Origin of the sequence: Curtobacterium sp. 18060 (assembly GCF_902706105.1) — a bacterium.
GTDB lineage: Bacteria > Actinomycetota > Actinomycetes > Actinomycetales > Microbacteriaceae > Curtobacterium.
On the sequence record NZ_CACSJV010000007.1, the window covers coordinates 114826 to 137428 of the forward strand.

The 22603-nt window shown below is 72.6% G+C and carries 22 protein-coding genes; 16 read left to right on the forward strand and 6 right to left on the reverse strand.

The annotated features are described in order from the left end of the window. The first annotated feature begins 349 nt into the window (after window positions 1-349). The 3 genes from GVL05_RS06035 to GVL05_RS06045 are packed head-to-tail and all read left to right on the forward strand — an operon-like array spanning window position 350 to window position 3674. Window positions 350-1552, forward strand: coding sequence for a Gfo/Idh/MocA family protein (locus tag GVL05_RS06035; RefSeq protein ID WP_235035876.1), 1203 nt, complete (start codon window positions 350-352; stop codon window positions 1550-1552). Then, window positions 1549-2772 carry a DUF993 family protein gene (locus tag GVL05_RS06040; protein ID WP_159572180.1) on the forward strand — a complete coding sequence of 408 codons (1224 nt, stop codon included), beginning with the start codon at window positions 1549-1551 and terminating at the stop codon, window positions 2770-2772. The genes GVL05_RS06035 and GVL05_RS06040 overlap by 4 nt, the downstream gene beginning before the upstream one ends. Then, window positions 2769-3674, forward strand: coding sequence for a sugar phosphate isomerase/epimerase (locus GVL05_RS06045; protein ID WP_159572183.1), 906 nt, complete (start codon window positions 2769-2771; stop codon window positions 3672-3674). The genes GVL05_RS06040 and GVL05_RS06045 overlap by 4 nt, the downstream gene beginning before the upstream one ends. Window positions 3675-3696: 22 nt before the next feature. Here GVL05_RS06045 and GVL05_RS06050 read toward each other — a convergent pair whose 3' ends face one another. Both GVL05_RS06050 and GVL05_RS06055 read right to left on the reverse strand, forming a co-directional pair. After that, on the reverse strand, window positions 3697-4362 hold the full coding sequence (locus tag GVL05_RS06050; RefSeq protein WP_159572186.1) for a bifunctional 2-polyprenyl-6-hydroxyphenol methylase/3-demethylubiquinol 3-O-methyltransferase UbiG: 666 nt from the start codon (window positions 4360-4362) through the stop codon (window positions 3697-3699). 219 nt (window positions 4363-4581) lie between these two features. Then, window positions 4582-5331 carry a FadR/GntR family transcriptional regulator gene (locus GVL05_RS06055; RefSeq protein ID WP_111086527.1) on the reverse strand — a complete coding sequence of 250 codons (750 nt, stop codon included), beginning with the start codon at window positions 5329-5331 and terminating at the stop codon, window positions 4582-4584. A 180-nt stretch (window positions 5332-5511) separates the two neighbouring features. On the opposite strand from GVL05_RS06055, the gene GVL05_RS06060 reads away from it, so the two are divergent. From GVL05_RS06060 to GVL05_RS06085, 6 genes are read left to right on the forward strand one after another with little or no spacing between them, the layout of a single operon-like run. Continuing rightward, a complete protein-coding gene (locus tag GVL05_RS06060; RefSeq protein ID WP_159572189.1) occupies window positions 5512-6909 on the forward strand; it encodes an MFS transporter in 1398 nt (465 codons plus the stop codon). Beyond that, window positions 6906-8624 (forward strand): dihydroxyacetone kinase family protein, encoded by a 1719-nt coding sequence (locus GVL05_RS06065; protein ID WP_159572192.1) that lies wholly within the window; start codon window positions 6906-6908, stop codon window positions 8622-8624. Before GVL05_RS06060 ends, GVL05_RS06065 begins: the two co-directional genes overlap by 4 nt. A gap of 10 nt (window positions 8625-8634) precedes the next feature. Then, complete coding sequence (locus tag GVL05_RS06070; protein WP_159572195.1) at window positions 8635-9120, forward strand: ribose-5-phosphate isomerase; 486 nt, start codon at window positions 8635-8637, stop codon at window positions 9118-9120. Next, window positions 9120-9935, forward strand: a complete 816-nt coding sequence (locus GVL05_RS06075; RefSeq protein ID WP_159572198.1) for a triose-phosphate isomerase family protein — start codon at window positions 9120-9122, stop codon at window positions 9933-9935. The genes GVL05_RS06070 and GVL05_RS06075 overlap by 1 nt, the downstream gene beginning before the upstream one ends. Next, on the forward strand, window positions 9932-10777 hold the full coding sequence (locus GVL05_RS06080) for a sugar phosphate isomerase/epimerase (RefSeq protein ID WP_159572201.1): 846 nt from the start codon (window positions 9932-9934) through the stop codon (window positions 10775-10777). Before GVL05_RS06075 ends, GVL05_RS06080 begins: the two co-directional genes overlap by 4 nt. Beyond that, the gene (locus GVL05_RS06085) at window positions 10774-11691 is read left to right on the forward strand and encodes a phosphogluconate dehydrogenase C-terminal domain-containing protein (RefSeq protein ID WP_159572204.1); all 918 of its coding nucleotides are present in this window, start codon (window positions 10774-10776) and stop codon (window positions 11689-11691) included. The genes GVL05_RS06080 and GVL05_RS06085 overlap by 4 nt, the downstream gene beginning before the upstream one ends. A gap of 80 nt (window positions 11692-11771) precedes the next feature. On the opposite strand, the gene GVL05_RS06090 is transcribed toward GVL05_RS06085, so the two are convergent. Next, window positions 11772-13274 carry a hypothetical protein gene (locus GVL05_RS06090; RefSeq protein ID WP_159572207.1) on the reverse strand — a complete coding sequence of 501 codons (1503 nt, stop codon included), beginning with the start codon at window positions 13272-13274 and terminating at the stop codon, window positions 11772-11774. An 80-nt stretch (window positions 13275-13354) separates the two neighbouring features. On the opposite strand from GVL05_RS06090, the gene GVL05_RS06095 reads away from it, so the two are divergent. Further along, window positions 13355-14116, forward strand: coding sequence for an SDR family NAD(P)-dependent oxidoreductase (locus tag GVL05_RS06095; RefSeq protein WP_159572210.1), 762 nt, complete (start codon window positions 13355-13357; stop codon window positions 14114-14116). A gap of 131 nt (window positions 14117-14247) precedes the next feature. On the opposite strand, the gene GVL05_RS06100 is transcribed toward GVL05_RS06095, so the two are convergent. Continuing rightward, the gene (locus tag GVL05_RS06100; RefSeq protein ID WP_159572213.1) at window positions 14248-15189 is read right to left on the reverse strand and encodes a DUF1648 domain-containing protein; all 942 of its coding nucleotides are present in this window, start codon (window positions 15187-15189) and stop codon (window positions 14248-14250) included. A gap of 11 nt (window positions 15190-15200) precedes the next feature. After that, entirely contained in the window at window positions 15201-15551 is a 351-nt protein-coding gene (locus tag GVL05_RS06105) for a GntR family transcriptional regulator (RefSeq protein ID WP_111086536.1), read from the reverse strand. Window positions 15552-15705: 154 nt separating this feature from the next. Here GVL05_RS06105 and GVL05_RS06110 point away from each other — a divergent pair, with 154 nt between their 5' ends. The 3 genes from GVL05_RS06110 (at window position 15706) to GVL05_RS06120 (ending at window position 17408) form a co-directional block, all read left to right on the forward strand. Then, window positions 15706-15873, forward strand: coding sequence for a hypothetical protein (locus GVL05_RS06110; protein ID WP_159572230.1), 168 nt, complete (start codon window positions 15706-15708; stop codon window positions 15871-15873). A 44-nt stretch (window positions 15874-15917) separates the two neighbouring features. Beyond that, on the forward strand, window positions 15918-16793 hold the full coding sequence (locus GVL05_RS06115) for an alpha/beta fold hydrolase (RefSeq protein WP_123338382.1): 876 nt from the start codon (window positions 15918-15920) through the stop codon (window positions 16791-16793). A 99-nt stretch (window positions 16794-16892) separates the two neighbouring features. Further along, window positions 16893-17408, forward strand: a complete 516-nt coding sequence (locus GVL05_RS06120) for a hypothetical protein (protein ID WP_159572233.1) — start codon at window positions 16893-16895, stop codon at window positions 17406-17408. Window positions 17409-17459: 51 nt separating this feature from the next. Here GVL05_RS06120 and GVL05_RS06125 read toward each other — a convergent pair whose 3' ends face one another. Then, on the reverse strand, window positions 17460-18935 hold the full coding sequence (locus GVL05_RS06125; protein WP_159572236.1) for a PLP-dependent aminotransferase family protein: 1476 nt from the start codon (window positions 18933-18935) through the stop codon (window positions 17460-17462). Between the two features lie 34 nt (window positions 18936-18969). Between GVL05_RS06125 and GVL05_RS06130 the strand changes: the two genes are divergently transcribed. The 3 genes from GVL05_RS06130 (at window position 18970) to rlmN (ending at window position 22150) form a co-directional block, all read left to right on the forward strand. Then, window positions 18970-19704: a pyridoxamine 5'-phosphate oxidase family protein gene (locus tag GVL05_RS06130; protein ID WP_159572239.1), complete on the forward strand. Its 735-nt coding sequence runs from the start codon at window positions 18970-18972 to the stop codon at window positions 19702-19704. A gap of 172 nt (window positions 19705-19876) precedes the next feature. Then, complete coding sequence (locus GVL05_RS06135) at window positions 19877-20827, forward strand: C40 family peptidase (protein WP_159572242.1); 951 nt, start codon at window positions 19877-19879, stop codon at window positions 20825-20827. A gap of 90 nt (window positions 20828-20917) precedes the next feature. Beyond that, window positions 20918-22150, forward strand: coding sequence for a 23S rRNA (adenine(2503)-C(2))-methyltransferase RlmN (gene rlmN / locus GVL05_RS06140; protein ID WP_111086542.1), 1233 nt, complete (start codon window positions 20918-20920; stop codon window positions 22148-22150). Window positions 22151-22603: the final 453 nt, after the last annotated feature.

Here is a 22603-nt window from a genome sequence, read left to right on the forward strand (position 1 = left end):
TTTTCTGCTCACTGAGTGCGGCGCCTGCGGCCGGTCGGGCTCGAGGGCGCGTGACACGCCGACGCCCGGGGCGTCGAGGTTCCACAACATGCCGCGGGTTCGGCGCCGAGGTTCCACGGAATGCCGCTCAGCGCCCCGAGACTCCAAGATTTCGGAACCTCGGGCGCGGGCCGCCGCAGCCGCAGCCGCCGCCGCACCCCGGCCGCGCGTGTGCGTTCGTGTTCGGGTACTACTGCAGCGCGCCGGGCGTGGTGTACGGTTCCGGGCAAGCGCTTTCCACCACGCGGAGAGCAGGCCACAGCGAGCAAGGGAGCACGCGTTGACCACCACGCGCACCATCGGCATCATCATGAACGGCGTCACCGGACGCATGGGCTACCGCCAGCACCTCGTCCGGTCGATCCTGGCCATCCGCGAGGACGGCGGACTCCGGCTGCCGGACGGCTCCCGCGTGCAGCTCGAACCGATCCTGGTGGGCCGCAACGCCGCGAAGCTCGAGGAGATCGCCATCCGCCACGGCCTCGAGCACTGGACGACCGACCTCGACGCCGCCCTCGCCGACCCGCGCTGGGACGTCTTCGCCGACTTCGCCGTCACGAGCGCCCGTGCCGATGCCCTGCGCAGGGCGATCGCCGCCGGCAAGGCGGTCTACACCGAGAAGCCGACCGCCGAGACCTCCTCGGAAGCGCTCGAACTCGCCCGACTGGCCGCCGAGGCCGGGGTGCCGAACGGCGTCGTGCACGACAAGCTCTACCTGCCCGGCCTCCGGAAGCTCCGCCGCCTCATCGACTCCGGGTTCTTCGGGAAGGTCCTCAGCGTCCGCGGCGAGTTCGGCTACTGGGTGTTCGAGGGGGACTGGCAGACCGCACAGCGCCCGAGCTGGAACTACCGGCAGCAGGACGGCGGCGGGATCGTCGTCGACATGTTCCCGCACTGGAACTACGTGCTCGAGCAGCTGTTCGGCCGCGTCGAGTCCGTGTACGCCCGCGCCGTCACCCACATCGAGCAGCGCACCGACGAGCAGGGTCACGAGTACCCGGCGACCGCGGACGACGCCGCCTACGGGGTCTTCGACCTGGCCGGCGGCATCACGGCGCAGATCAACTCGAGCTGGGCGGTCCGGGTCGACCGCGACGAGCTCGTCGAGTTCCAGGTCGACGGCACCCACGGCAGCGCCGTCGCGGGGCTGTTCGGCTGCCGCATCCAGCCCCGGACGGCGACGCCGAAGCCGGTGTGGAACCCGGACCTGAAGGACGACCGCGACTACAAGGCGCAGTGGCTCGAGGTCCCCGACAACGAGGTGTTCGGCAACGGGTTCCGCGCCCAGTGGGAGGACTTCCTGCAGGACCTGGTCGCCGGCCGCCCGCACCCCTACGACCTGCTCTCCGGTGCCCGCGGCGTGGCGCTGGCGGAGGCCGGCCTGCGGTCCAGCGCCGAGGGTCGACGCGTGGACCTGCCGGAGCTGCACCTGCCCACGGGAGCCGAGCCGCGCCTCCAGGTCGAGACGCCGGAGGTCGCCCAGCGCACCGAAACGGTCGGCGCACGCGCATGACCGACCTCACCCTCCTCGCCGCCGACGGCACGACCAGCCGGACGACCCTGAAGCCGCCGGCAGTCACGGCCGCCGCCAAGCCGACCGCGCCCCTGACTCAGCGCCTCGTCTACGCGGCCGCCCACGTCGTCCCGCGCGCCGCCGCCGACAACACCCGCGGCGCCCCGGCCGACCTCGACTGGGACGCCACCCTCGCGTTCCGCCACAACCTGTGGTCGTGGGGGCTGGGCGTTGCCGACGCGATGGACACCGCGCAGCGGAACATGGGCCTCGACCCGGCCGCGACGCGCGAGCTCATCACCCGCAGCGCCCGCGAGGCGCACTCCGTCGGCGGCCGCATCGTCGTCGGCGTGAACACCGACGACCTGCCGGACGACGGGGACGACCTGCCCACCGAGCAGCAGGTCGTCGACGCCTACGTCGCCCAGCTCCACCACGCCGAGGACGCCGGCGCCGGCGTCGTCCTCATGGCGAGCCGCCACCTGGCCCGACTCGCGCAGCACGATCCAGCCACCTACCGCCGCGTCTACGGACGGGTCATCGAACGGGCGAGCGCCCCCGTCGTCCTGCACTGGCTGGGGGAGGCCTTCGACCCCGCCCTCGCCGGCTACTTCGGCGGGCAGCAAGGCCCCGACACCGTGCTCGACATCATGCGCGACGCCGGGCCGAAGGTCTCCGGCATCAAGATGAGCCTGCTGAACGCCCGTGCCGAGGTCGCCCTCCGCTCCCAGCTGCCCGCGACCGCCCGGATGTTCACCGGCGACGACTTCCACTACGTGGACCTCGTAGCAGGCGACGGCCGAGCCCACTCCGACGCCCTCCTCGGCGCCTTCGCCGCCATCGCCCCCATCGCCTCCGCCGCCGTCCAGGCCCTGCCCGACGAGACCGCCTACCGCACCCTCCTCGCCCCCACCGAGGCGCTCTCCCGCCACGTCTTCAGCGCCCCGACCTGGCACTACAAGACCGGCATCGCCTTCCTCGCCTGGCTGAACGGCCACCAGCCCGCCTTCCAGATGGTCGGCGGCCAGCACGCCGGCCGCTCCCTGCCGCACCTGTCCGAGACCATCCGGCTCGCGAACGCCTGCGGCGCCCTCGAACACCCGGACCTCGCCGCCTCGCGCTGGCACGCGCTGCTCACGGTGGCCGGCGTGGAGACACGGCCGACCGGGAGGCCCGGATCACCCACCGTCGACCGCACCGTCGCCGAGGTGGTCGCGTGACGACCGCGGCGGACGCCGTCACGCCGGTCCGGTCCGCCGGTGCTGCGCCGCATCCGCGACTGTCGGTCAACCAGGCGACGATCAAGTACGCGCCGCTCCGGCAGGCGCTCGACACCGTGGCCGGGGCCGGCGTCGGAGCCATCGGCACCTGGCGGGAGCCCGTGACCGAGGTCGGTCTCGCCGAGGCCGTCCGGATGGTCGCGGACTCCGGGCTCCGGGTGTCGTCGCACTGCCGCGGAGGCTTCTTCACCCTCCCGCCAGGCACCGCGCGGCAGCGGGCGCTCGACGACAACCGCCGCGCGATCGACGAGACCGCCGCCCTCGGCGCGGCCGGAGCACCCGGTTCGGCGCCCGTGCTCGTGCTCGTCGCCGGGGGACTGCCCGAGGGGTCGCGCGACCTGGTCGACGCCCGGGGCCGGGTGGCCGATGCGCTCGCCGACCTGGTGCCGCACGCCCTCGACGCCGGTGTCCAGCTCGCCGTCGAGCCGCTGCACCCGATGTACGCCGCCGACCGAGCCGTGGTGTCGACGCTCGCGCAGGCGATCGACCTGGCGGCGCCGTTCCCGGCCGCTGCAGTGGGGGTCGTGGTCGACACGTTCCACGTGTGGTGGGACCCGGCGCTCGCGGCGTCGATCGCCCGCGCCGGGGCTGCCGGGCGGATCGCGTCGTACCAGGTGTGCGACTGGACCACCCCGATCGCGGCGGACCCGCTGCTGTCCCGGGGCTACCCGGGGGACGGCCACGTCGACTTCGGGCCGGTGACGGACGCGGTGGTCGCTGCCGGGTACAGCGGTGACGTCGAGGTCGAGCTCTTCAGCCAGGCGATCTGGGACACCCCGCCCGCCCAGGTGGTGGCGCGTGTCGTGCAGGCGTTCGACGCAGCGGTCCCGCTCCCGCGCTGACCGTCCCGCGCTGCAGCCGTCGTCAGCGCGCGCGGCGGACCAGCACCACGCTGTCGAGGACCTCGTGCGGGTCGCCGTCGGGAGCCGTCGCGGTGCGCGGCCGGAGTTCGGCGGCGACGACGTCCCACGAGCCGTCGAGCTGCAGGGCCGTCAGGTCCTCGTCGGGCGTCGGGAACCGGTACTCCCGCAGCTCTGCCGGCAGGTCGTCGTGCGGTGGGGCAGCGTGCGCGGTCACGAGCAGGTGCCCGCCGACGCCGACGAACCCGGTCGCCCGCCGCAGGATCTCTGCGCGGGGGATCTCCACCGGCCACGACTGCAGGAACGATGCCGTCACCAGGTCGAAGCGCGCAGCCGTCTCCCACGTGGCGAGGTCGGCGGCGACGAACGCGGCCCGTTCCTCGACCCCGGCCGACACGGACTCCCGCGAACCGCGCTCGATCGCCGTCACCGACAGGTCGACCCCCAGCGCGTCCCAACCCTGCTCGGCGAGCCAGACGACGTCGCCGCCCTCACCGCAGCCGAGGTCGAGCGTACGCCCCGTCGGCAGCACCCCGGCGACGTCGGCCACCACCGCGTTCACCCGGCCCGACCAGATCCCGTCCCGCTCGGCGTACCGCTGCTCCCACCAGTCGCGGGCCGAGGCGGTGGGGGAGCCGACGCCATCGGTGGTGGTCTCGTGTGCATGCATCTGCCCACTCCAGCGCCCCTACCGGGCCCGACCCAAGCCCTGTTGCCGCCCCGGCAACATCGCACGGTGCGAGCCGGGCCCGCACCGCGCCTCCCGGCCGCCCGATCGTGAGCAGAAGATGTCGGGTCGCCGTCACGGACCCGACCATTTCTGCTCACGAAGCGCACGCCCCGCGCGCCCCGCGCACGCGCCGCGCACGCCCCGCGCGCACGCGCCCCGCTACTCGGCGGGAGGGATGGGCTCCGCGTTCTCGATGCGGGCGCTCGCCGTGGCCATGTGCTCGTCCATCGCCCGCTGCACGGCGGGCACGTCGCCGGCCCGGAGTGCCTCGTAGATCGCGCGGTGTTCGTCGTAGGCGGCCTCGGTGGCCTGGCGGGTCTGCACGCGGCGGCCGACCCACACGCTGAGCATCGAGCGCAGGCTCTGCAGCAGGTCGCCGAGCACGTCGTTCCCCGCGGCGCGGGCGAGCAGGACGTGGAAGCGGACGTCGGCGTCGATGAAGGCCTCGGGGTCGTCGAGCGTGGCCTCTTGCCGGACGAGGTACTCGCCGAGCTCCGCGACCTGCTCGGGCGTGGCGCGCTGCGCGGCGAGGATCGCGACCGTGCGCTCGAGCGATGACCGGACCTCGAGCAGCTCGCGGGTGCGGTTCGAGGCGAGCATGAGGCCCCACGACAGCGTCGTCGGCAGCAGGTCCGAGGTGCCGCCCTGCAGGTACGTGCCCGAGCCGGGCCGGATCTGCACGATCCCCAGGATCTCGAGGGCCGCCAGCGCCTCGCGCACGGCGGAGCGGCCGACACCGAGCCGCTCAGCCAGGATCCGCTCGGACGGCAGTCGCGAACCGGGGGCCAGCTCACCCGCGGTGAGCAGGGACACGAGCTGTCGGGCGACCTCGGAGGCGGGCGACCCCGCGGGCACGGACTCGAGTTCGAGTCGGATGTTGAGGGGATCGTCCGGGCTGAACGCGGGCATGCAGTGAGCGTACCGTTCGGTCAACCGGTTGGGCTTCGAGGCACTCGGGCCGGTTTGGTCAACCGGTTGACAAGTCGGATTCGAATCCGCACACTGGACCAGGCGCACCGATGCGCCCGCTCCGTCCGGGCGCAGCAGCACGGGTCGGAGTCGTACCACCCCCACCGAGCAGGAGTCATCGTGGACATCCCCGCCACGCGAGGCATCCCCACCTCGGTCGTCGAGAAGACGGCCATCCGCAAGATCGCGATCCGCATCGTGCCGTTCGTGGCACTGATGTTCTTCATCAACTTCCTCGACCGCACCGCGATCTCCTTCGCGGCCCCGAACGGCATGGAGGCGGACCTCGGTCTGACCGCCGCCCAGTTCGGGTTCGCCTCCGGCGTGTTCTTCATCGGCTACCTCGTGCTCGAGGTGCCCTCCAACCTGGCGCTGCACAAGTTCGGCGCGCGGATCTGGCTCGCGCGCATCATGATCACGTGGGGCATCGTCTCGCTGCTCTTCACGTGGGTGCAGAACTACCCGCAGCTCGTCGGGCTGCGCTTCCTGCTCGGCATCGCCGAGGCCGGCTTCTTCCCCGGCGCGATCCTGTTCCTGTCGACGTGGGTGCCCGCCCGGCACCGCGGCAAGATGCTCGCGCTGTTCTACCTGGCCCAGCCCCTGACGAGCGTCATCGGCTCCCCGCTCGCCGGCTGGCTGATGACCCACGAGGGCATGCTCGGTGGCCTGGCCGGCTGGCGCTTCATGTTCCTGTGCGTCTCGATCCCGGCGATCATCGTCGGCGTCCTGTGCCTCTTCGTGCTCAAGGACAAGCCGTCGCAGGCGAAGTGGCTCGACGAGGACGAGAAGGTCTGGCTCGAGGGTGCCCTCGCCGCCGAGAACAAGGCCAAGGGCGGGGGAGACGGGCACGCCAAGGGCGGTCTCCGTGCAGCCTTCGGTTCCGGCCGCGTCTGGATGCTCGCTGCGGTCTACTTCGGCTTCATCTACGGCCTCTACGCACTGAGCTTCTTCCTGCCGACCATCATCGACGGCTTCCAGGAGCAGTTCGGCACCACGTTCGACCTGTTCCAGAAGGGCATGATCACGGCGATCCCGTACGTCCCCGCCGCGGTCGTCCTGTACTTCTGGTCGCGTGACGCCTTCCGCCGTGGCGTCCGGGTCTGGCACATCGCCGTCCCCGCGCTCGTCGGCGGCCTGAGCATCCCGGTCGCGCTCTACATGAACAGCCCGGCCGCCACGATCGCCGTCATCGCGGTCACCGCCTGCGCGATCTTCGCCGCGCTGCCGAACTTCTGGACCGTGCCGACGCAGTTCCTGACCGGTGCCGCCGCGGCCGCTGGGGTCGCGCTCATCAACACGATCGGCAACCTCGGCGGGTTCGCCGCCCCGTACATCACGGGCGTCGTCAGCGGGTGGACCGGCGGCTACCAGGTCCCGATGTTCATCGTCGGCTTCTTCATGGTGCTGTCGAGCGTGCTGATGTTCGTGCTCGGACGGAACACCAAGCGGAACGAACGACGCGACGCCGACGCTGCGGCGCAGGCCACGACGACCACGACCCAGGAGAGCCACGCATGACCCGCCTGTTCAACGACCCGGCCGACTTCGCCGACGAGATGGTCGACGGCTTCGTGGCCGCGAACCAGGCCCGGGTCCGCAAGGTCCACGGCGGCGTCGCCCGCTCGACCACCAGCCCCGAGGGGACCGTCGCGCTCGTCGTCGGCGGTGGCTCCGGCCACTACCCGGCGTTCGGCGGACTCGTCGGGCACGGCCTGGCAGCCGGCGCTGCGATGGGGAACCTCTTCGCCAGCCCGAGCGCCCAGCAGGTCACGGCGGTCGCGAAGGCGTCCGAGCACGGCGGCGGGGTGCTGCTGAGCTACGGCAACTACGCCGGCGACGTGCTCAACTTCGACGCCGCGGCGCGGACACTGGCCGACAGCGGGATCGACGTCCGTACCGTGCGGGTGACCGACGACGTCGCCTCCGCCCCGAGCGCCGAAGCCCACAAGCGCCGCGGCATCGCCGGTGACCTGTGCGTCTTCAAGGTCGCCGGTGCCGCAGCGGAACGCGGGGACGACCTCGACACGGTCACCGCGATCGCGACCCGCGCCAACGACCGCACCCGCAGCTTCGGCGTCGCGTTCTCCGGCTGCTCGTTGCCCGGAGCCGACGAACCGCTCTTCACCGTCCCCGAGGGCCGGATGGCCATCGGGATGGGCATCCACGGCGAGCGGGGCATCGCCGAGGCCGACGTCCCGACGGCCGACGGCCTGGCCGAACTGCTCGTCGACAAGCTGCTCACCGAGCTGCCATCCGGTGTCGTCGTCGACGGGGCACGCGTCGTCCCGATCCTCAACGGCCTGGGCAGCGTCAAGTACGAGGAACTCTTCGTCGTCTTCGGCGCCGTGCAGCGCGGGCTCACCGCGGCCGGTGCCGTCGTCGTCGAGCCCGAGGTCGGCGAACTCGTCACGAGCTTCGACATGGCCGGCGTCTCGCTGACGCTCTTCTGGCTCGACGACGAACTCGAGCAGCTCTGGGGCGCGCCCGCCGACAGCCCCGCGTACCGCAAGGGCGGTGCCGTCCCGCAACAGCCGGTCGCACCCGAGGCCCTCGCCGCGGACGAGCAGGCACCGGTCACGCCGGGCACCGAGGCGTCGCAGGCGTCTGCCGCCCGGGTCGCCGAGGCGATCACGGCCATCCGCACCACCATCGACGACCACGCCGACGAACTCGGTCGCATCGACGCCGTCGCCGGCGACGGCGACCACGGCATCGGCATGCAGCGCGGCTCCACCGCCGCGGACCGCGCCGCTTCGGACGCGGTGACGCGCGGCGCCGGCGCCGGGAGGGTCCTGGCCATCGCCGGAGACGCCTGGTCGGACAAGGCCGGTGGCACGTCCGGCGCGATCTGGGGAGCCGCCCTGGAGGCACTGGGTCGCGTCCTCGGGGACGCGTCTCGTCCGACCGCCGCCACGGTCCAGAGCGCGGTGCACGCCGCCACCGAGGCGGTCCTCGCGTTCGGCGCCGTCCCCGGCGACAAGACCATGGTCGACGCGATCGTCCCGTTCGACCAGGTCCTCACCGACCGCGTCGCGGCCGGCGACGACCTGGTCCGCGCCTGGTCGGCAGCGTCCGCCGCGGCGACGGCGGCCGCCGACGCGACCGCTGACCTGCTGCCGAAGATGGGCCGCGCCCGCACCCACGGCGAGGACGCGGTCGGCACCCCCGACGCCGGCGCGATCTCGTTCGCCCTGATCACCGCCGCGGTCCTCGCGACGCTGGCCGAGAAGTAAGGAAGCCCCCATGACCGAGCAGCAGTTCCGCATCGTCGTCGGCTCGGACGACGCCGGGTTCGACTACAAGGAGATCATCAAGGCTGACCTCGCGAAGGACCCGCGCGTGGTCAGCGTCACCGACGTGGGCGTCGACGCGGACGGGCACACCGCGTACCCGCACGTGGCCGTCGACGCAGCACGACTCGTGGCGAACGGTGAGGCCGACCGCGCGATCCTGATCTGCGGCACCGGACTCGGTGTCGCGATCGCGGCGAACAAGGTCCCGGGCATCCGCGCCGTCACGGCGCACGACTCGTTCAGCGTCGAGCGTTCGGTCCTGTCGAATGACGCCCAGGTCCTCTGCATGGGCCAGCGGGTCGTCGGCGTCGAGGTCGCACGCCGGATGGCTCGCGAGTGGTTGGGCTACACGTTCGACCAGACGAGCGCGAGCGCCGCGAAGGTCGCGGCGATCTGTTCCTACGATGGTTCGGCCCCGGTCGGGACCGACGCCTGATGCCGGCGACCACGGCGGCGGCCCCGATCACGATCGGGGTGTCGCTCAAGATGTACTTCGGGCACGCCCGGACGCTCGAGTGGGCGGCCGCCGTGGCCGACATCGCCCGGACCCACCCGGCGGTGCAGTCCGGCGCCGTCGAACTCTTCGTCATCCCGACGTTCCCGTCGCTCGTGCCGGTGCACGCCGTGCTCGAGCGCACCCCGGTGCTCCTCGGCGCGCAGGACCTGGCGTGGGCCGACGAGGGCGCCTTCACGGGTGAGGTGTCCGGCCGCGAACTCCGCGAGGTCGGGGTCGACCTGGTCGAGATCGCGCACGCCGAACGCCGGTCCCTGTTCCACGAGTCCGACCAGGACATCGCCGGCAAGGTGCACGCCGCCTTCCGCAACGGCCTGCGTCCCCTCATCTGCATCGGTGAGACCGACCGCGCGGCCGACGGCGACCCGTCCGCTGCCGTCGCCGAGGTCACCGCGCAGCTCGACCGCTTCGTCGCGACGGCGGTAGCCGACGGGCTCGCCGGGCCGGTCATCGCCGCCTACGAGCCGGTCTGGGCCATCGGCGCACCGCAGCCCGCTCCCGACGAGCACATCGTCGCGGTGCTCGCGGGCATCGAGCAGCACCTGGCGAACCGCCCGGAACTCGCCGGTTCGGTCGTCATCTACGGCGGCAGCGCCGGGCCTGGTCTGCTCACCCGGGGACAGGGCCGTATCGGTGGCCTGTTCCTCGGCCGCTTCGCCCACGACCCCGAGGCGATCCGCACCATCCTCGACGAAGCCGAGGCGCTGGCCGCGACGCAGGACGGAGCACCGGCGTGACCTCCCTGCTCGGTCTCTCCACCTACGCCTACACCTGGCGCATGTCCGACCGCGTGCCGGCACCGCTGTCCCTCGACGACGCCCTGCGCGACGCCGCGGCCCACGACGGTGTCGACCTGTTCCAGATCTGCGACCACCTGCCGCTCGACACCGCGTCGGACGACCGGCTGGCCGCGATCCGGTCGCTGGCCGACGATCTCGGGCTCACGCTCGAGGTCGGCACCCGCGGCACCGACCCGGCGCACCTCGCTCGGTACCTGCACGTCGCGCAGGTGCTCGGTGCGACGCTCGTCCGGTCGATGTGGACGAGTGGCGACGACCAGCCGGACGCCGCGGAGACCGAACGCCGTCTGCGTCAGGCGCTGCCCGCCTACGAGGCGGCCGGGGTGACACTCGCCCTGGAGACCTACGAGGTCGTCGCCACCGCCGACCTCGTCGCGGTCGTGCAGACGATCGGCTCCGACCACCTCGGCATCTGCCTGGACCCGGCGAACACCGTCGCACGGCTCGAACACCCCGCCGACGTCGTCGCGATGACCGCTCCGCACGTCGTCAACTGGCACGTCAAGGACTCCGGGTTCACCCGGTCGCCGGGGTGGGTCGGGTTTCAGTACACCGGCGTCCCGATGGGCACCGGTGTCATCGACCACGACGCCGTCCGCGCCGCGATCGACCCCGACACCCGCGGGATCAGCCGCGTCATCGAGTTCTGGCTGCCCTGGCAGGACGAGCACGCGGGCGCCGACCCCCGACCGGGCGAGACGCCCGCACAGACCACCACCCGCATCGAGGCGGCGTGGACCGAACACACCATCGAGCACATCAGGAGCAAGGAATCATGACCGACACCGTCACCACCCCCCACACCGTCGCTGCCGGATCCGGTACGGCCGACGTCACCGTCGCCGTGATCGGTGCCGGCGGCAAGATGGGCACCCGCGTCTCGAACAACTTCGCGAAGAGCGAGTACACGACGCTCTACAGCGAGGCCTCGCCCGCCGGCCAGGAGCGCATCCAGGCCCTCGGCCGGTCACTCACCGACAGCGTCGAGGCTGCCAAGGTCGCCGACGTGGTCATCCTCGCCGTGCCGGACGTCCTGCTCGGCACCATCTCGGAGCAGCTCGTCCCGGTCATGAAGTCCGGCGCCAGCATCCTGACGCTCGACCCGGCCGCCGCCTACGCCGGACTGCTCGCCAAGCGCGAGGACATCCACTACGCCGTGGCGCACCCGTGCCACCCGTCGGTGTTCCTCGAGCGCACCACCAAAGCCGAGTGGGACGACACCTTCGGGGGCATCGCCGCCCCGCAGGAGGTCATCGCGGCCTTCGACGCGTCCGAGTCCCTCGGTGACCCGGACGACTCCGCCAAGGCGATCGCCGAGGCCGTCATCACCACCATGTACGCCCCCGTCATCCAGGTGCACTGGGTCACCGTGAAGCAGCTCGCAGTGCTCGAGCCGACCCTGGTCGAGACGATCGCCTGCATGATCGGCGACTTCCTCAACGACGCCCTCGAGGAGACCGTCACCGGTGTCGGCGTGCCCCGCGAGGCCGCCCGCGCCATGCTCTACGGCCACACCTGGATCGCGCTGACCAACGGCCTGCGCGGCTCGAACCCGTTCTCGGACGCCTGCCACATCGCCATGGGCTACGGCCGCGAGAAGCTCATCAAGGAGGACTGGAAGCAGGTCTTCGACGACAGCGAGCTCGACAGCGTCATCGCCAAGATGCTCAAGATCGACGCCGTCCGCCGCTGACTTTCGTCTGATCCGCCAGAGCGACAGATTCCCGCCGACCATCGGCGGGAATCTGTCGCTTTCGCGGTACTCACCACCCGCTACCCCGGCAACGGCCCGCCGCGGGGTCCCCAGGCCTCGGCGAGGGTGATCGAGACGACCCCCGGTACCGTCAGCGCCTCCACGGACGCCGCGAACCACGCCCGCGCCGCCGCCGAGTGCTGCGCCGGATCGGTCGCGTCCACCACGAAGTGCGGCCCGTACCCGGCCTCGAGCGACGCGTCGGTCACCGACGGGCGCGCGGACGTCGCCACCGCGTTGAACCGTGGCCGCAGCGTCACCGGTCCGACGTGGAGCGCCCTGCCGGCGGCCAGCCGGGAGGCGCTCATCACCACCCAGCGCTGCATCCGGACCGACTCGGTCACCTGTTCGGGCGACCGGTCGTGCATCTGCGGCGTCACGCTGAACGTCAGGGGCCCGTCCCAGTCGCGGAACAGGTCGACGGTCCGGTTCAGCTCCGTGAAGTGCGCGCGGGTGCCCGCCACGACCTCGAGGTCGCCCACAGCAGCCGCGGCGTCACGCAGGGCCTGCTGCAGCGCCGGGGTCGTCACGTGCGAGGTCGGGTCGAACGCGCCGATCCGCACGACCGCGCCCGAGTCGAGCACGTCGTCGATCGCGGCACGCAGCACGTCCGGGTCGTCGGTCACGAACCGGACGTCGAGCGGCCCGCCACCCGCATCGAGCCGAGCTGACGCCAGCACCGCCCCGACGTTCGGATCGCCGAGCACGGGTTCGACCAGGACGGGCACGCCGAGCGGCACCGCGGCCGGGCGTGCAGCGGCAGGGGCCGACGCAGCGAGCAGCTGGAGCGTCGGCGGCGGGGCGACCACGGCGGTGGGAGCCGGCCCGTCCAGGAACGCGAGGTCCGGGGCGGGGGAGGCCGTGCCTCCCGGTCGATCGTCCGTCGTCGCGCGCAACGTGAGCGACTGGTGGACCACGGAGCCCGCGTCGAGCGCGACGGGGAACGGCTCGGACAGCGGCGTCGAGTAGGTCTTGAACGAGGCGTCGGTCCAGTTGCGCTGGTCCTCCGTCTCGAACACGTCGCCAGCCAGGTCGAGCGACAGCGCGACCCGACCCGTCGACCAGTCCAGCCCGGACAGATCGGCGGCCGGCTGGTGCGGCGCGATCCAGGTCGGGAACGCCGCCTCGGTGACCGTGCCGGACGGGTGCCGCGCGGTGACGGGCACGCCGGCGAGGGTCGGCGGGTGGAGCACGACCAGGCCGATGCGGTTGCGGCGGAACGGCGTCGTCGTGGTGCCGGTCGCGTCGACGCGCAGGATGGGGCCGTCGACGGTGACCTCGAGGGTGTACCGGAGCACCTCGGTGTCGTCGTAGCGGGCGCTGGCCTCGATGCGCAGGCGCCCGCGGCTGCCCGTGCCGGAGGGCAGCGTCCGAGCGAGCACGGTGTCGTCGGCGGTGCGCCAGTCGTGGTCACGCGTCACGAACCGGATCGCCCGCAACACCGGTTCGCCGTCGTACGCCAGGTCGGCGAGCTCGGCACCGCGCAGCGTGAACCGCCACGCACCCATCGACACCGCAGTCATGGCTCATGACTACCACCGGTCAACCGGTTGGGCAATGATGGGTCCGTGGAGCGACGACGCTCCCAGGACGGAGCTCCCGCATGACCGCACGACTCGACCACAGGACCGCACTCGTCACGGGGGCGGGCTCCGGCATCGGCCGTGCGATCGCGGACCGGTTCGTCGCCGAGGGCGCACGCGTGGTCTACGCCGACCGTGACGCGACGGCGGCGGGCACCGCAGCAGCGGCAGCCGGCTCGCTCGCGCTGCCGCTCACCGTGGACATCGCCGACGAGACCAGCGTCGCAGCGGGGTTCGCCGCCCTCGCGGAGCGCGATCTGACGCCGGACGTGGTCGTCGCGAACGCCGGCGTGCAACTGTTCGGCCACGACGCCCGGGTCGCGGACGTCTCGCTCGACACCTGGAACCGCACGGTCGCGGTCAACCTGACGGGCACGTTCCTGACCGTGAAGCACGCCGTCCGGGCGATGCTCGCGGCCGGCGGCGGCGGGTCGATCATCGCGACGGGCTCACCCACCGGGCTGAACGGCGAGGGTGCGGACTTCGCGGCCTACTCGTCGACCAAGGGCGGCATCCACGCGCTCGTCCGTGCGACCGCGATGGCCTACGCGCGGGACGGCATCCGGGTGAACACCGTCGTACCGGGCTACACCGAGACCGGCCTCGTCTCGGCGATCTCCGGCGACCCCGAAGCGCGGGCCGCGATCGTCGCCCGCACGCCCCTCGGTCGCCCCGGGACCCCCGACGACGTCACCGGGATCATGGTCTACCTGGCCAGCGCGGAGTCGTCCTACGCGACGGGCGCCGAGTTCCGCGTCGACGGCGGCATGACGAGCCTCTGACCGCCTGCGGCGCGAGCTCGCCCCGAGTCTCGGGCTGAGCGACACCTCTCGGGCTCCGCAGTGCGAGGACTGTCGCCTCACCCGAGACTCGTGGCATCACCACCCCGACCGGGAGGCCCGGCGCAGCCCCGTCAGGCCGGCGTGCGGTGGGCGAGCAGCGCGCCCAGGGCCGCGGCCCCGCCCGCAGCGTCCGGCACCGTCACCATCCGTGCCTGCCCGCCGCGGAGCCCTGCCACGAGGCCCGGCCCCGACCGCACCACGTAGGCGACCCCACGGCCGGAGAACCGGTAGCCCCAGCCACCCCACTGTCCGGGCGAGACGTCCTCCCATCCGCAGGACTCGATCCGCTCGAGCGGGACGCGCATGAGCGGGATGCGGGTCCAGGTCGAGGTCAGCCGCATCCCACGCCGGTCCACGGTGAGCTCGACCCGGGCGAGCACCAGCACGGAGAGCCCAGCGACGGACAGCACCGCTCCGGACGCGACGGCCGTACCGAGGTCGGCCGGAGCCATCGCGAGCCCCGTGCCGATCCCGAGTCCGACCACGACGGCCCCGAGCGCCGCGAACCAGCGACTGCCGATGCGGGCGCGCCACGCGACCCGTGTGTCCGACCCGATGCGCAGCGGTTCGACGTCGTGCGCGGGCACCGGGGGAGCCGACCGGACGAGCGCGACGACCGGCACCGCGGCGATGACCGCGCTGACGGCCAGGAACGGCACGGTCCACCAGCCGGACAGCGTCCCGTCGCCGACGGTGTTCGTCGCGGCGAGCACGATCCAAGCGGTGCCCAGGCTGCCGGCGAACAGGTTGGCGACGAGCACCAGGGTGGCGGCGGTCCGGCGGTCGGGCATCCGCAGTGCCGCGAACGCCAGGGCCACGGCGCCGGCGGTCACCGCGAGCGTGATCCAGAACACCGGCCAGGGCGAACTCCAGCCGTCCGCGGTGCCGTCGGCCCCGAAGTGCACGGCCATGCGGTCGGGCAGGGTCTGCGCGGCGAGGAGTGCTGCGACCACCAGAGCCAGCAACACCACCATCCCGGGTGCCACCACCGCCAGGCGAGTCCTTGCGTGCATCGGTCGGTTCGTCATCGTGCCCCCTTGATCATCGTGAACAGGTCGTCGAGCGGGACCCCGAGCGTGTCGGCCTGGTCGCGCAGCTCGTCGACGAGCGTGCGCAGCCGGTCGAACGAGGCGTTGCCCGATCGCAGGACCGTTGCTCCGCGACCCCGCCGCAGTTCGATCAGTCCGTCGTCCTGCAGCTGTGCGTAGGCGCGCAGCACCGTGTGCATGTTGACGTCGACCGCGGCGGCGAGGTCGCGCGCCGACGGCAGGCGTTCCCCGCTCGCGAGGTCTCCGCGTGCGATCGCGTACCGGATCTGCGACGCGACCTGTTCGGCGAGGGTGGCCCGCGCGGTCGGGTCGACGGTGATCAGCATGTTCGCATTGTATGCGAACAATCCCGCTGGCGCGAGGGTCCTCGTGGCGCGCCCTCCGGCCTTTGGCCATGGAACGCAGGCCCCCGTCCGGGGGTACGGCGTCCGGGTACTTTCGGCTGCAGCGAAACACTCGCGATTCAGGGAGAAAACCACGATGACGAACTACGAATCCGCCGACGGGGTGGAGCCCGTCCAGGTCACCACCTACCGTCTCGTCCGCAAGGCCGCCCGACGTGGTTGGGCCGTGCCCACCGACGAGGCCGAACCGTCCCTCGCCGACCTCGTGAGCACCCGCGGCTCCGCGCGCCCCGAGGCCCGCTGACCCCGCCGCCGACGCCGCACGGGGGCCAGCAGTATCGTCGGCCCATGCCCCCTTCGACCCGAGTGGTCACCCGTGGCGTCGAGTTCTCGACCCGAGGCTCCGACGCCGGCGTCCCCGTACTGGTCCTGCACGGCAGCCCCGGCGGGATCGACGTCGCCGAGTTGATGGGGGCGTTCCTGCCGTCTGAGGACTTCCGCGTGGTCACGGTCTCGCGACCGGGCTACCTCGGCACCTGGCTCGACGCCGACCACTCCACGATCGACGACGAGGCCGACCAGCTCGCCGGGGTCCTCGACGACCTCGGCATCGACCGGGTCGGTGTGCTGGCCTGGTCCGGTGGCGCACCGGCCGCGTACCGACTGGCGGTCCGCCACCCGGAGCGGACCAGGGCGCTCGCCGTCGCCTCCGGGGTGTCCGGTCGCTGGGTCCCCGGGTCGGCGGGACCGGCCGAACGACTCGTGACCGACACGGTGTTCGGCGCCGGTCTGGCGTCGGCCGCTGCGCGCATCGCCCCGGCTGCCGCGGCACGCGCTGCGGTGGCCGGCGTGAGCACCCTGCGTGGTGGGGCCCTGCGGGAACACGTCGCCGGCGTCCTGGCCGACCCGGTGCGGCGGGCGTTCCTGCTCGGCCTCGCCCGGACCGGCAACGCGTCCGGGCCCCGACGCGCCGGCTGGGACAACGACGTGCGCCAGCTCGCGGCCGTCGAGTCGCTCGACCTCGGCGCCGTCCGGGCCCCGACGCTCCTGGTGCACGGCGACGCCGACACCGAGGTCGTACACGACGACAGCGCCCGCGCTGCCGAGACGATCCCCGGCGCCGAGCTCGTCACGGTGCCGGGTGGCACGCACTTCGCGCTCTGGGACCACCGCGACGCCGCCGCCGTGCAAGCACAGGTTCGCGCACACCTGCAGCAGCACTGACCACCGGCTCGCCCCGCCTGCTCACGATCCGGTATCGACGAGGTCTCGATCTCGACACGACGCCCCGTGCGTGACCACGGCGCTGCCACGATGGCGGGTATGGCTTCCCTCCGACTCGCGCTGCCCGTCGTCGCCGGTGCGCTGCTCGCGTCCCTCGCCCTGTCCGGCTGCTCCGCCGACGCCTCGTCGACACCGACGCCGACCTCGTCGAGTGCTCGATCGGCGGACGCAGCGGTGGACGCACCGGCGGCGTCCCCCACGGTGGACCCGATGGAGGAGGACCGGAGCGCCGCGGCCGTCTGCGGGCAGATCAGCGCGCTGTCGACGATCGCCCTGAACGCCTCGGACGGTCGTTCCCGCGGTGCCCTGACCGATGCGCAGTACGAGGCGCTGATCGCGGCGGAGCGCTTCGGGTACGAGCACCTGTCGAGCAGCGACGAGCGGCTCGACAACGCGATCGACTACGCGCACGAGTACCTCGACGCCCACCCGGCACCCACGTCGGGGCCGGCGCTCGAGGACAGTGCGGAGTGGGACCTCGTCGGGCGCACCCTGAACACCGCGTGCCAGCAGGCCGGTTCGAACGTGGTCGCGACCGCTCAGTCCGGCGGCTGATCGTGACTCGTCCGGCGGCCAGAGCGCACCGGGGCACCACGGGCACCAGGGTCACGCAACGGTCGCGGCCCGCTCCACCGCACCGATCAGCGCGTCCAGCGCCCGGTCGAGCTCCGGAACCGTCACCGCCCCGTACCCCAGCACGACCCCGGCCGGCGTGCTGCCCGGAGCCATCCCGTACTCCTCGAGCGTCGAGACGAGCACGCCGGCACCGGCCATCCGCGCCGCGACCTCCTGCCCCGTCGCCGGACCCGACCACACCACCACGGCATGCAGTCCGCCGGTCAGCGCACGGGCCTCCAGTCCGACGACGTCGTCGAGGCGGGCCGCGATCCGGGCGCGACGGTGCGTGTAGTCGCGCCGGACCCGGCCGAGGTGCCGGCGGAGCGAGCCGGTCCGGAGCAGGTGCGCGAGCGCGACCTGCACGGGCTCGGCGACGACCGCGCCGCGGGCACGACGGGCAGCGAGCACCGCGTCGGCGACCCCGGCCACGGGCCCGGCCCCGACCAGCACACCAGCCGTCGCGGGCAGCACGACGTAGGAACAGCGCAGCCGTGGGTCGAGCGTCTTCGAGAACCCGCCGACGTGCAGCACCACCCCCTCGGCGTCGAGTGCCGCGAGTGCCGGCACGGGGCTGCCGCGGTGCCGGAACTCCGAGTCGTAGTCGTCCTCGACCACGAGCGTGCCGGTCGCCGCAGCCCAGGCGAGCAGCCGCTGCCGTCGCGCCACCGGCATCACCGAACCGAGCGGGTACTGGTGCGTCGGTGTGACGAGCACGACGTCGACCGGCGGTGCGGCGGTCAGGGCGTCGAGGTCCATCCCGTCGTCGTCGAGCGGGATGCCGACGACGGTCCCGCCCGCGCTGAGCACCGCACGCTGACCGGTCCGGTACCCCGGGTCCTCGACCGCGAACACAGGGGTGCGACCGAGGTGCACGCGGAGTGCCTCGGTGACGAGCGACAACGCCTCGGAGGTCCCCGCGGTCAGCAGCACCCGGTCGACCGACGGAGCGAACCCGCGGCTCAGGCCGAGCTGTGCGACCACCTGCGCGCGGAGCTCCACCGTGCCGAGGGTGTCCGCGACGGCGTTCCGCAGCGGGGCGTCGGCCGCCGCCCGCCAGGCCGCGCGCCAGTCCCGCTGCGCGATCGCGGTGACGGCGGGGACCCCGGGGCGGCAGTCGATGACCCGGGCGGTGGCCATCGCCGTCGCACCCGGGTCCGACGCTGGCAGCAAGTCCCCGACGGCGCCGCCCCGGCCGCCCACGTTCGCCACGCCGCCGGTGCCAGCCGACGCGACGACCCGCGCCACCGCACCGTGCCGCGTCCGGATCCAGCCCTCGCCGTCGAGCTGGTCGTAGGCGGCGACGACCGTTCCGCGTGCGACGCCGAGCTCGGCGGCCAACGCCCGGGTCGACGGCAGCGGATCGCCCTCGCGCAGCGTGCCGTCGTGGACCATCCGTCGGATGCGGGCGACGACCCCTGCGGTCTTGCCGGACTGGTCCACCACGATCACCTCGATCTGGTCCACGCACCGGACCACTGTCGAACCTAGCGTGGCCCGCATGAGCACCCCGAACCCCGTCGACGGCCCCGACCTGCGCGTCCGACGCATCCGCGAGCGCCAGTCCGACGACCCCGCCGTCCTCCGGGCGATCCTCGCCGAGGCCCACCTCGCCCACGTCGGATTCGTCCGCGGCGGCCACCCGATCGTGCTGCCCTTCCTGTGCGGTGTCGGCGACCTCGGCGCCGGCCCGGTCCTGCTGCTGCACGGCTCGACCGGCGGCGGCCTCTTCCTCGAAGCAGTGGCCACCGGCGTGCAGGTCGCAGCGACGGTCACGCACCTGGACGGGCTCGTGTTCGCCCGCTCGACCTTCGACAGCTCGGCGAACTACCGCAGCGCGATGATCGCGGGCGCCGCGACGGTCGTGCCGCCTGAACTCCGCACCGAGGCGCTCTGGCAGGTCTCCGACCACCTCATGCCCGGCCGCCGCGACGAGGTCCGCGAGATGACCCCGAAGGAGGTCCGCGCCACCCAGGTCCTGCAGCTGCCCCTCGACCGGGCGAGCGTGAAGGTCCGGTTCCAGGGCAACGGCGAGGCCGCGGACGACGGCGAGGACCACACGGTCTGGGCCGGCGTGCTGCCGCTCGCGGTCCGTGCCGGCGTCCCGGTGTCGGGGGACATCTCGGGGGACGCCCCGGTCGACGCGTCCGTCGTGGCGCTGGCGGCTCGCCTCGACCGCCTTTCGTCCGACCGGGAGGCCCGGATCGCCGCCGTCATGCGGGTCGCGTCCATCTGAGGCCGGGTCCTCGGGCCCCCGGGCGCGGATCCGCCGCATCTGAGCGACCTGCGAGGATCGCCCGTTCCTGTGACGAGCCGCAGGAACACTCCGGGACTGCCCAGCCTCGATCCGCCCCGTGACCAATACGTTACTTTCCGGATCGTCCAGCGGTCCCGACCCGGAAGGACCCATGGGACGCCACGCCCTGCCTGCAGCAGCCGAAGACCGACAGCCCTCGCGAGGGACCCCGCACACCGCGGTGGAACCCGCTCCGGCGTCACCGCAGCCGCAGCCGTCCCGTCCCCGTGGTCGTCGCTCGGCCCTCGGTCCCGCTGCTGCCCGGGCCACGTTCGTGGAGCACCCGAAGCCGACCCGCACCGTCCGGATGCAGCCGCATCCGCGACCAGTCGCCTCGAGCGCCGGTGCGGCCGTGCTGAGCCGGAAGGCCGTCCTGCGTGCCGAGCGGGCCGTCGACCCGCGGCACATCCGCCGCACCGCGAACGCCAAGCGTGCCGCGATCCTGCTCGCACCGGCGATCGCCGTGACCTCGAGCCTGACGCTGGCCGTGCCGGCGAACGCGGCGACCCCGGCGGAGACGCAGCAGGGCACGACGACCTCGCAGGCCGCGCAGACCTTCACCGTGGCGCACGACGTCAAGGTCCCCGTCGTCACGACCGACGGCATGACCACCACGACCACGGTCGTCTCGTACCCGACGCTCGACCTGCGCTTCGGGGTGACGACGGCCCAGGCGCAGTCGGCCCTGTCGGCGGCGCTGTCCGCCGGCGGCGACCGCGCCACCATCGTCGAGACCGCCCTGCAGTACATGGGGGACCCGTACGTCGAGGGCGGCGCGAGCCACGAGGGCATCGACTGCTCCGGCCTGACGATGGTCGCGTACGCCGCGGTCGGCATCCCGCTCGTGCACTACGTCCCGACGCAGGACGCCGCGGCGACGACGATCCCCGAGTCCGAGGCGCTGCCCGGCGACATGGTCGTGTACGACGACGAGGACCACGTCGGGCTGTACCTCGGCCAGGGGCTCGTGCTGCAGGCACCGCACCCGGGCGAGGTCGTCGACATCGTGCCGATGTACTCTGCCGCGCACCACTTCGCGCGCCTGCTGCCCGCCGGCAGCTGATCCGACGCAGGCGGGGCCGTCGACGGTGACCATCCCGGCCACCGGAGGGTCCGGCACCGACGTGTCACGGGCCTCCCGTATCCTGGCCTGATGGCTTCCGACACCCGTACCCCGTTCGAACAGCAGCAGTCTGCTCGTCCGCAGGTGCGCCCGCGCACCGAGGGCTGGAAGCAGGCGACCGACACCGACGGCCGTCCGCTGCTGCAGTTCGCGTCGCCGAAGCGCGGCAAGCCGCCCGTGCACCTGGCCGACCTGACGGCCGAGGAGCGCGAGGCCCGCGTCAAGGAACTCGGTCTGCCGGGCTTCCGCGCGAAGCAGCTCGCGACCCACTACTTCACGCACTACACGTCCGACCCGGACAAGATGACCGACCTGCCGGCCGCCCAGCGCGAGCAGCTCGTCGCCGGGATGCTGCCGCCCCTGCTGACCGAGACCCGGCGGCTGGCGACGGACAACGGCGACACGATCAAGTTCCTGTGGAAGCTGCACGACGGCGCCCTGGTCGAGTCGGTGCTCATGCGGTACCCGGGTCGCATCACGCTCTGCGTCTCGTCGCAGGCCGGCTGCGGCATGAACTGCCCGTTCTGCGCCACCGGCCAGGCGGGGCTGACCCGCAACATGTCCACCGCCGAGATCATCGAGCAGATCGTCCGGGCCAACGCGGCCATCGCCGCGGGCGAGCTCGGGGGCGATCCCCGCAAGGGCGGCAAGGACCGCGTCGACGCCGAGCGCGTCACGAACATCGTGTTCATGGGCATGGGGGAGCCGCTCGCCAACTACAAGCGGGTGATGGACGCCGTGCGGCTGATGGTCGCGCCGCAGCCGAACGGCCTCGGGATGAGTGCCCGTGGCATCACGATCTCGACCGTCGGGCTGGTCCCCGCGATCCTCAAGCTGGCGGACGAGAACATCCCGGTGACCTTCGCGCTGTCGCTGCACGCCCCTGATGACGAGCTCCGCGACGAGCTCATCCCGGTGAACTCGCGCTGGAAGGCCGACGAGGCGATCGACGCCGCGCACAACTACTACGTCAAGACGGGCCGCCGTGTCTCGATCGAGTACGCGCTCATCAAGGACATGAACGACCACGCCTGGCGCGCGGACCTGCTCGCCGAGAAGCTCAACAAGCGCGGCAAGGGGTGGGTGCACGTCAACCCGATCCCGCTCAACCCGACGCCGGGCTCCGTGTGGACCTCGTCCGAGGTGCACGTGCAGGACGAGTTCGTCCGCCGGCTCAACGCCGCGGGCATCCCGACGACCCTGCGCGACACCCGCGGCAAGGAGATCGACGGGGCCTGCGGGCAGCTCGCTGCAGCGGAGTAGCCCCGGCGCCGACGGGCACTCCCGGGCCGACACGCCCGGGAGGAACCACGGTTGGCGAGGCCCCCGGAGCCTGTGTAGTGTTACCTCTCGTTGCCACGGCGGCGGAGAACGGAACGGCTGAGACGGTCACTGGGTTTACCCGGGGATCTTGTCCGCCACGGTTCTTCCCCGGGCAGCGGATTCACCAGCCTCTCTGGCGGAGCATCTTCGGGTGTCGAGCGGGGGAGTGCGTCTGGTCCTTGAGAACTCAACAGCGTGCACATTGTCAATGCCAATTTATTGATTGACCTCGTGCCTGGGCAGCTTCGGTTGTTCAGGTCATGATGCAATTCCTTTTGGATTGAAGATTGTCAGTAGACAGTCAACAGTCAGAATCAACTCGGTCTGATGCCTTCGGGTGTTGGGTCTGTATTTTTTTACGGAGAGTTTGATCCTGGCTCAGGACGAACGCTG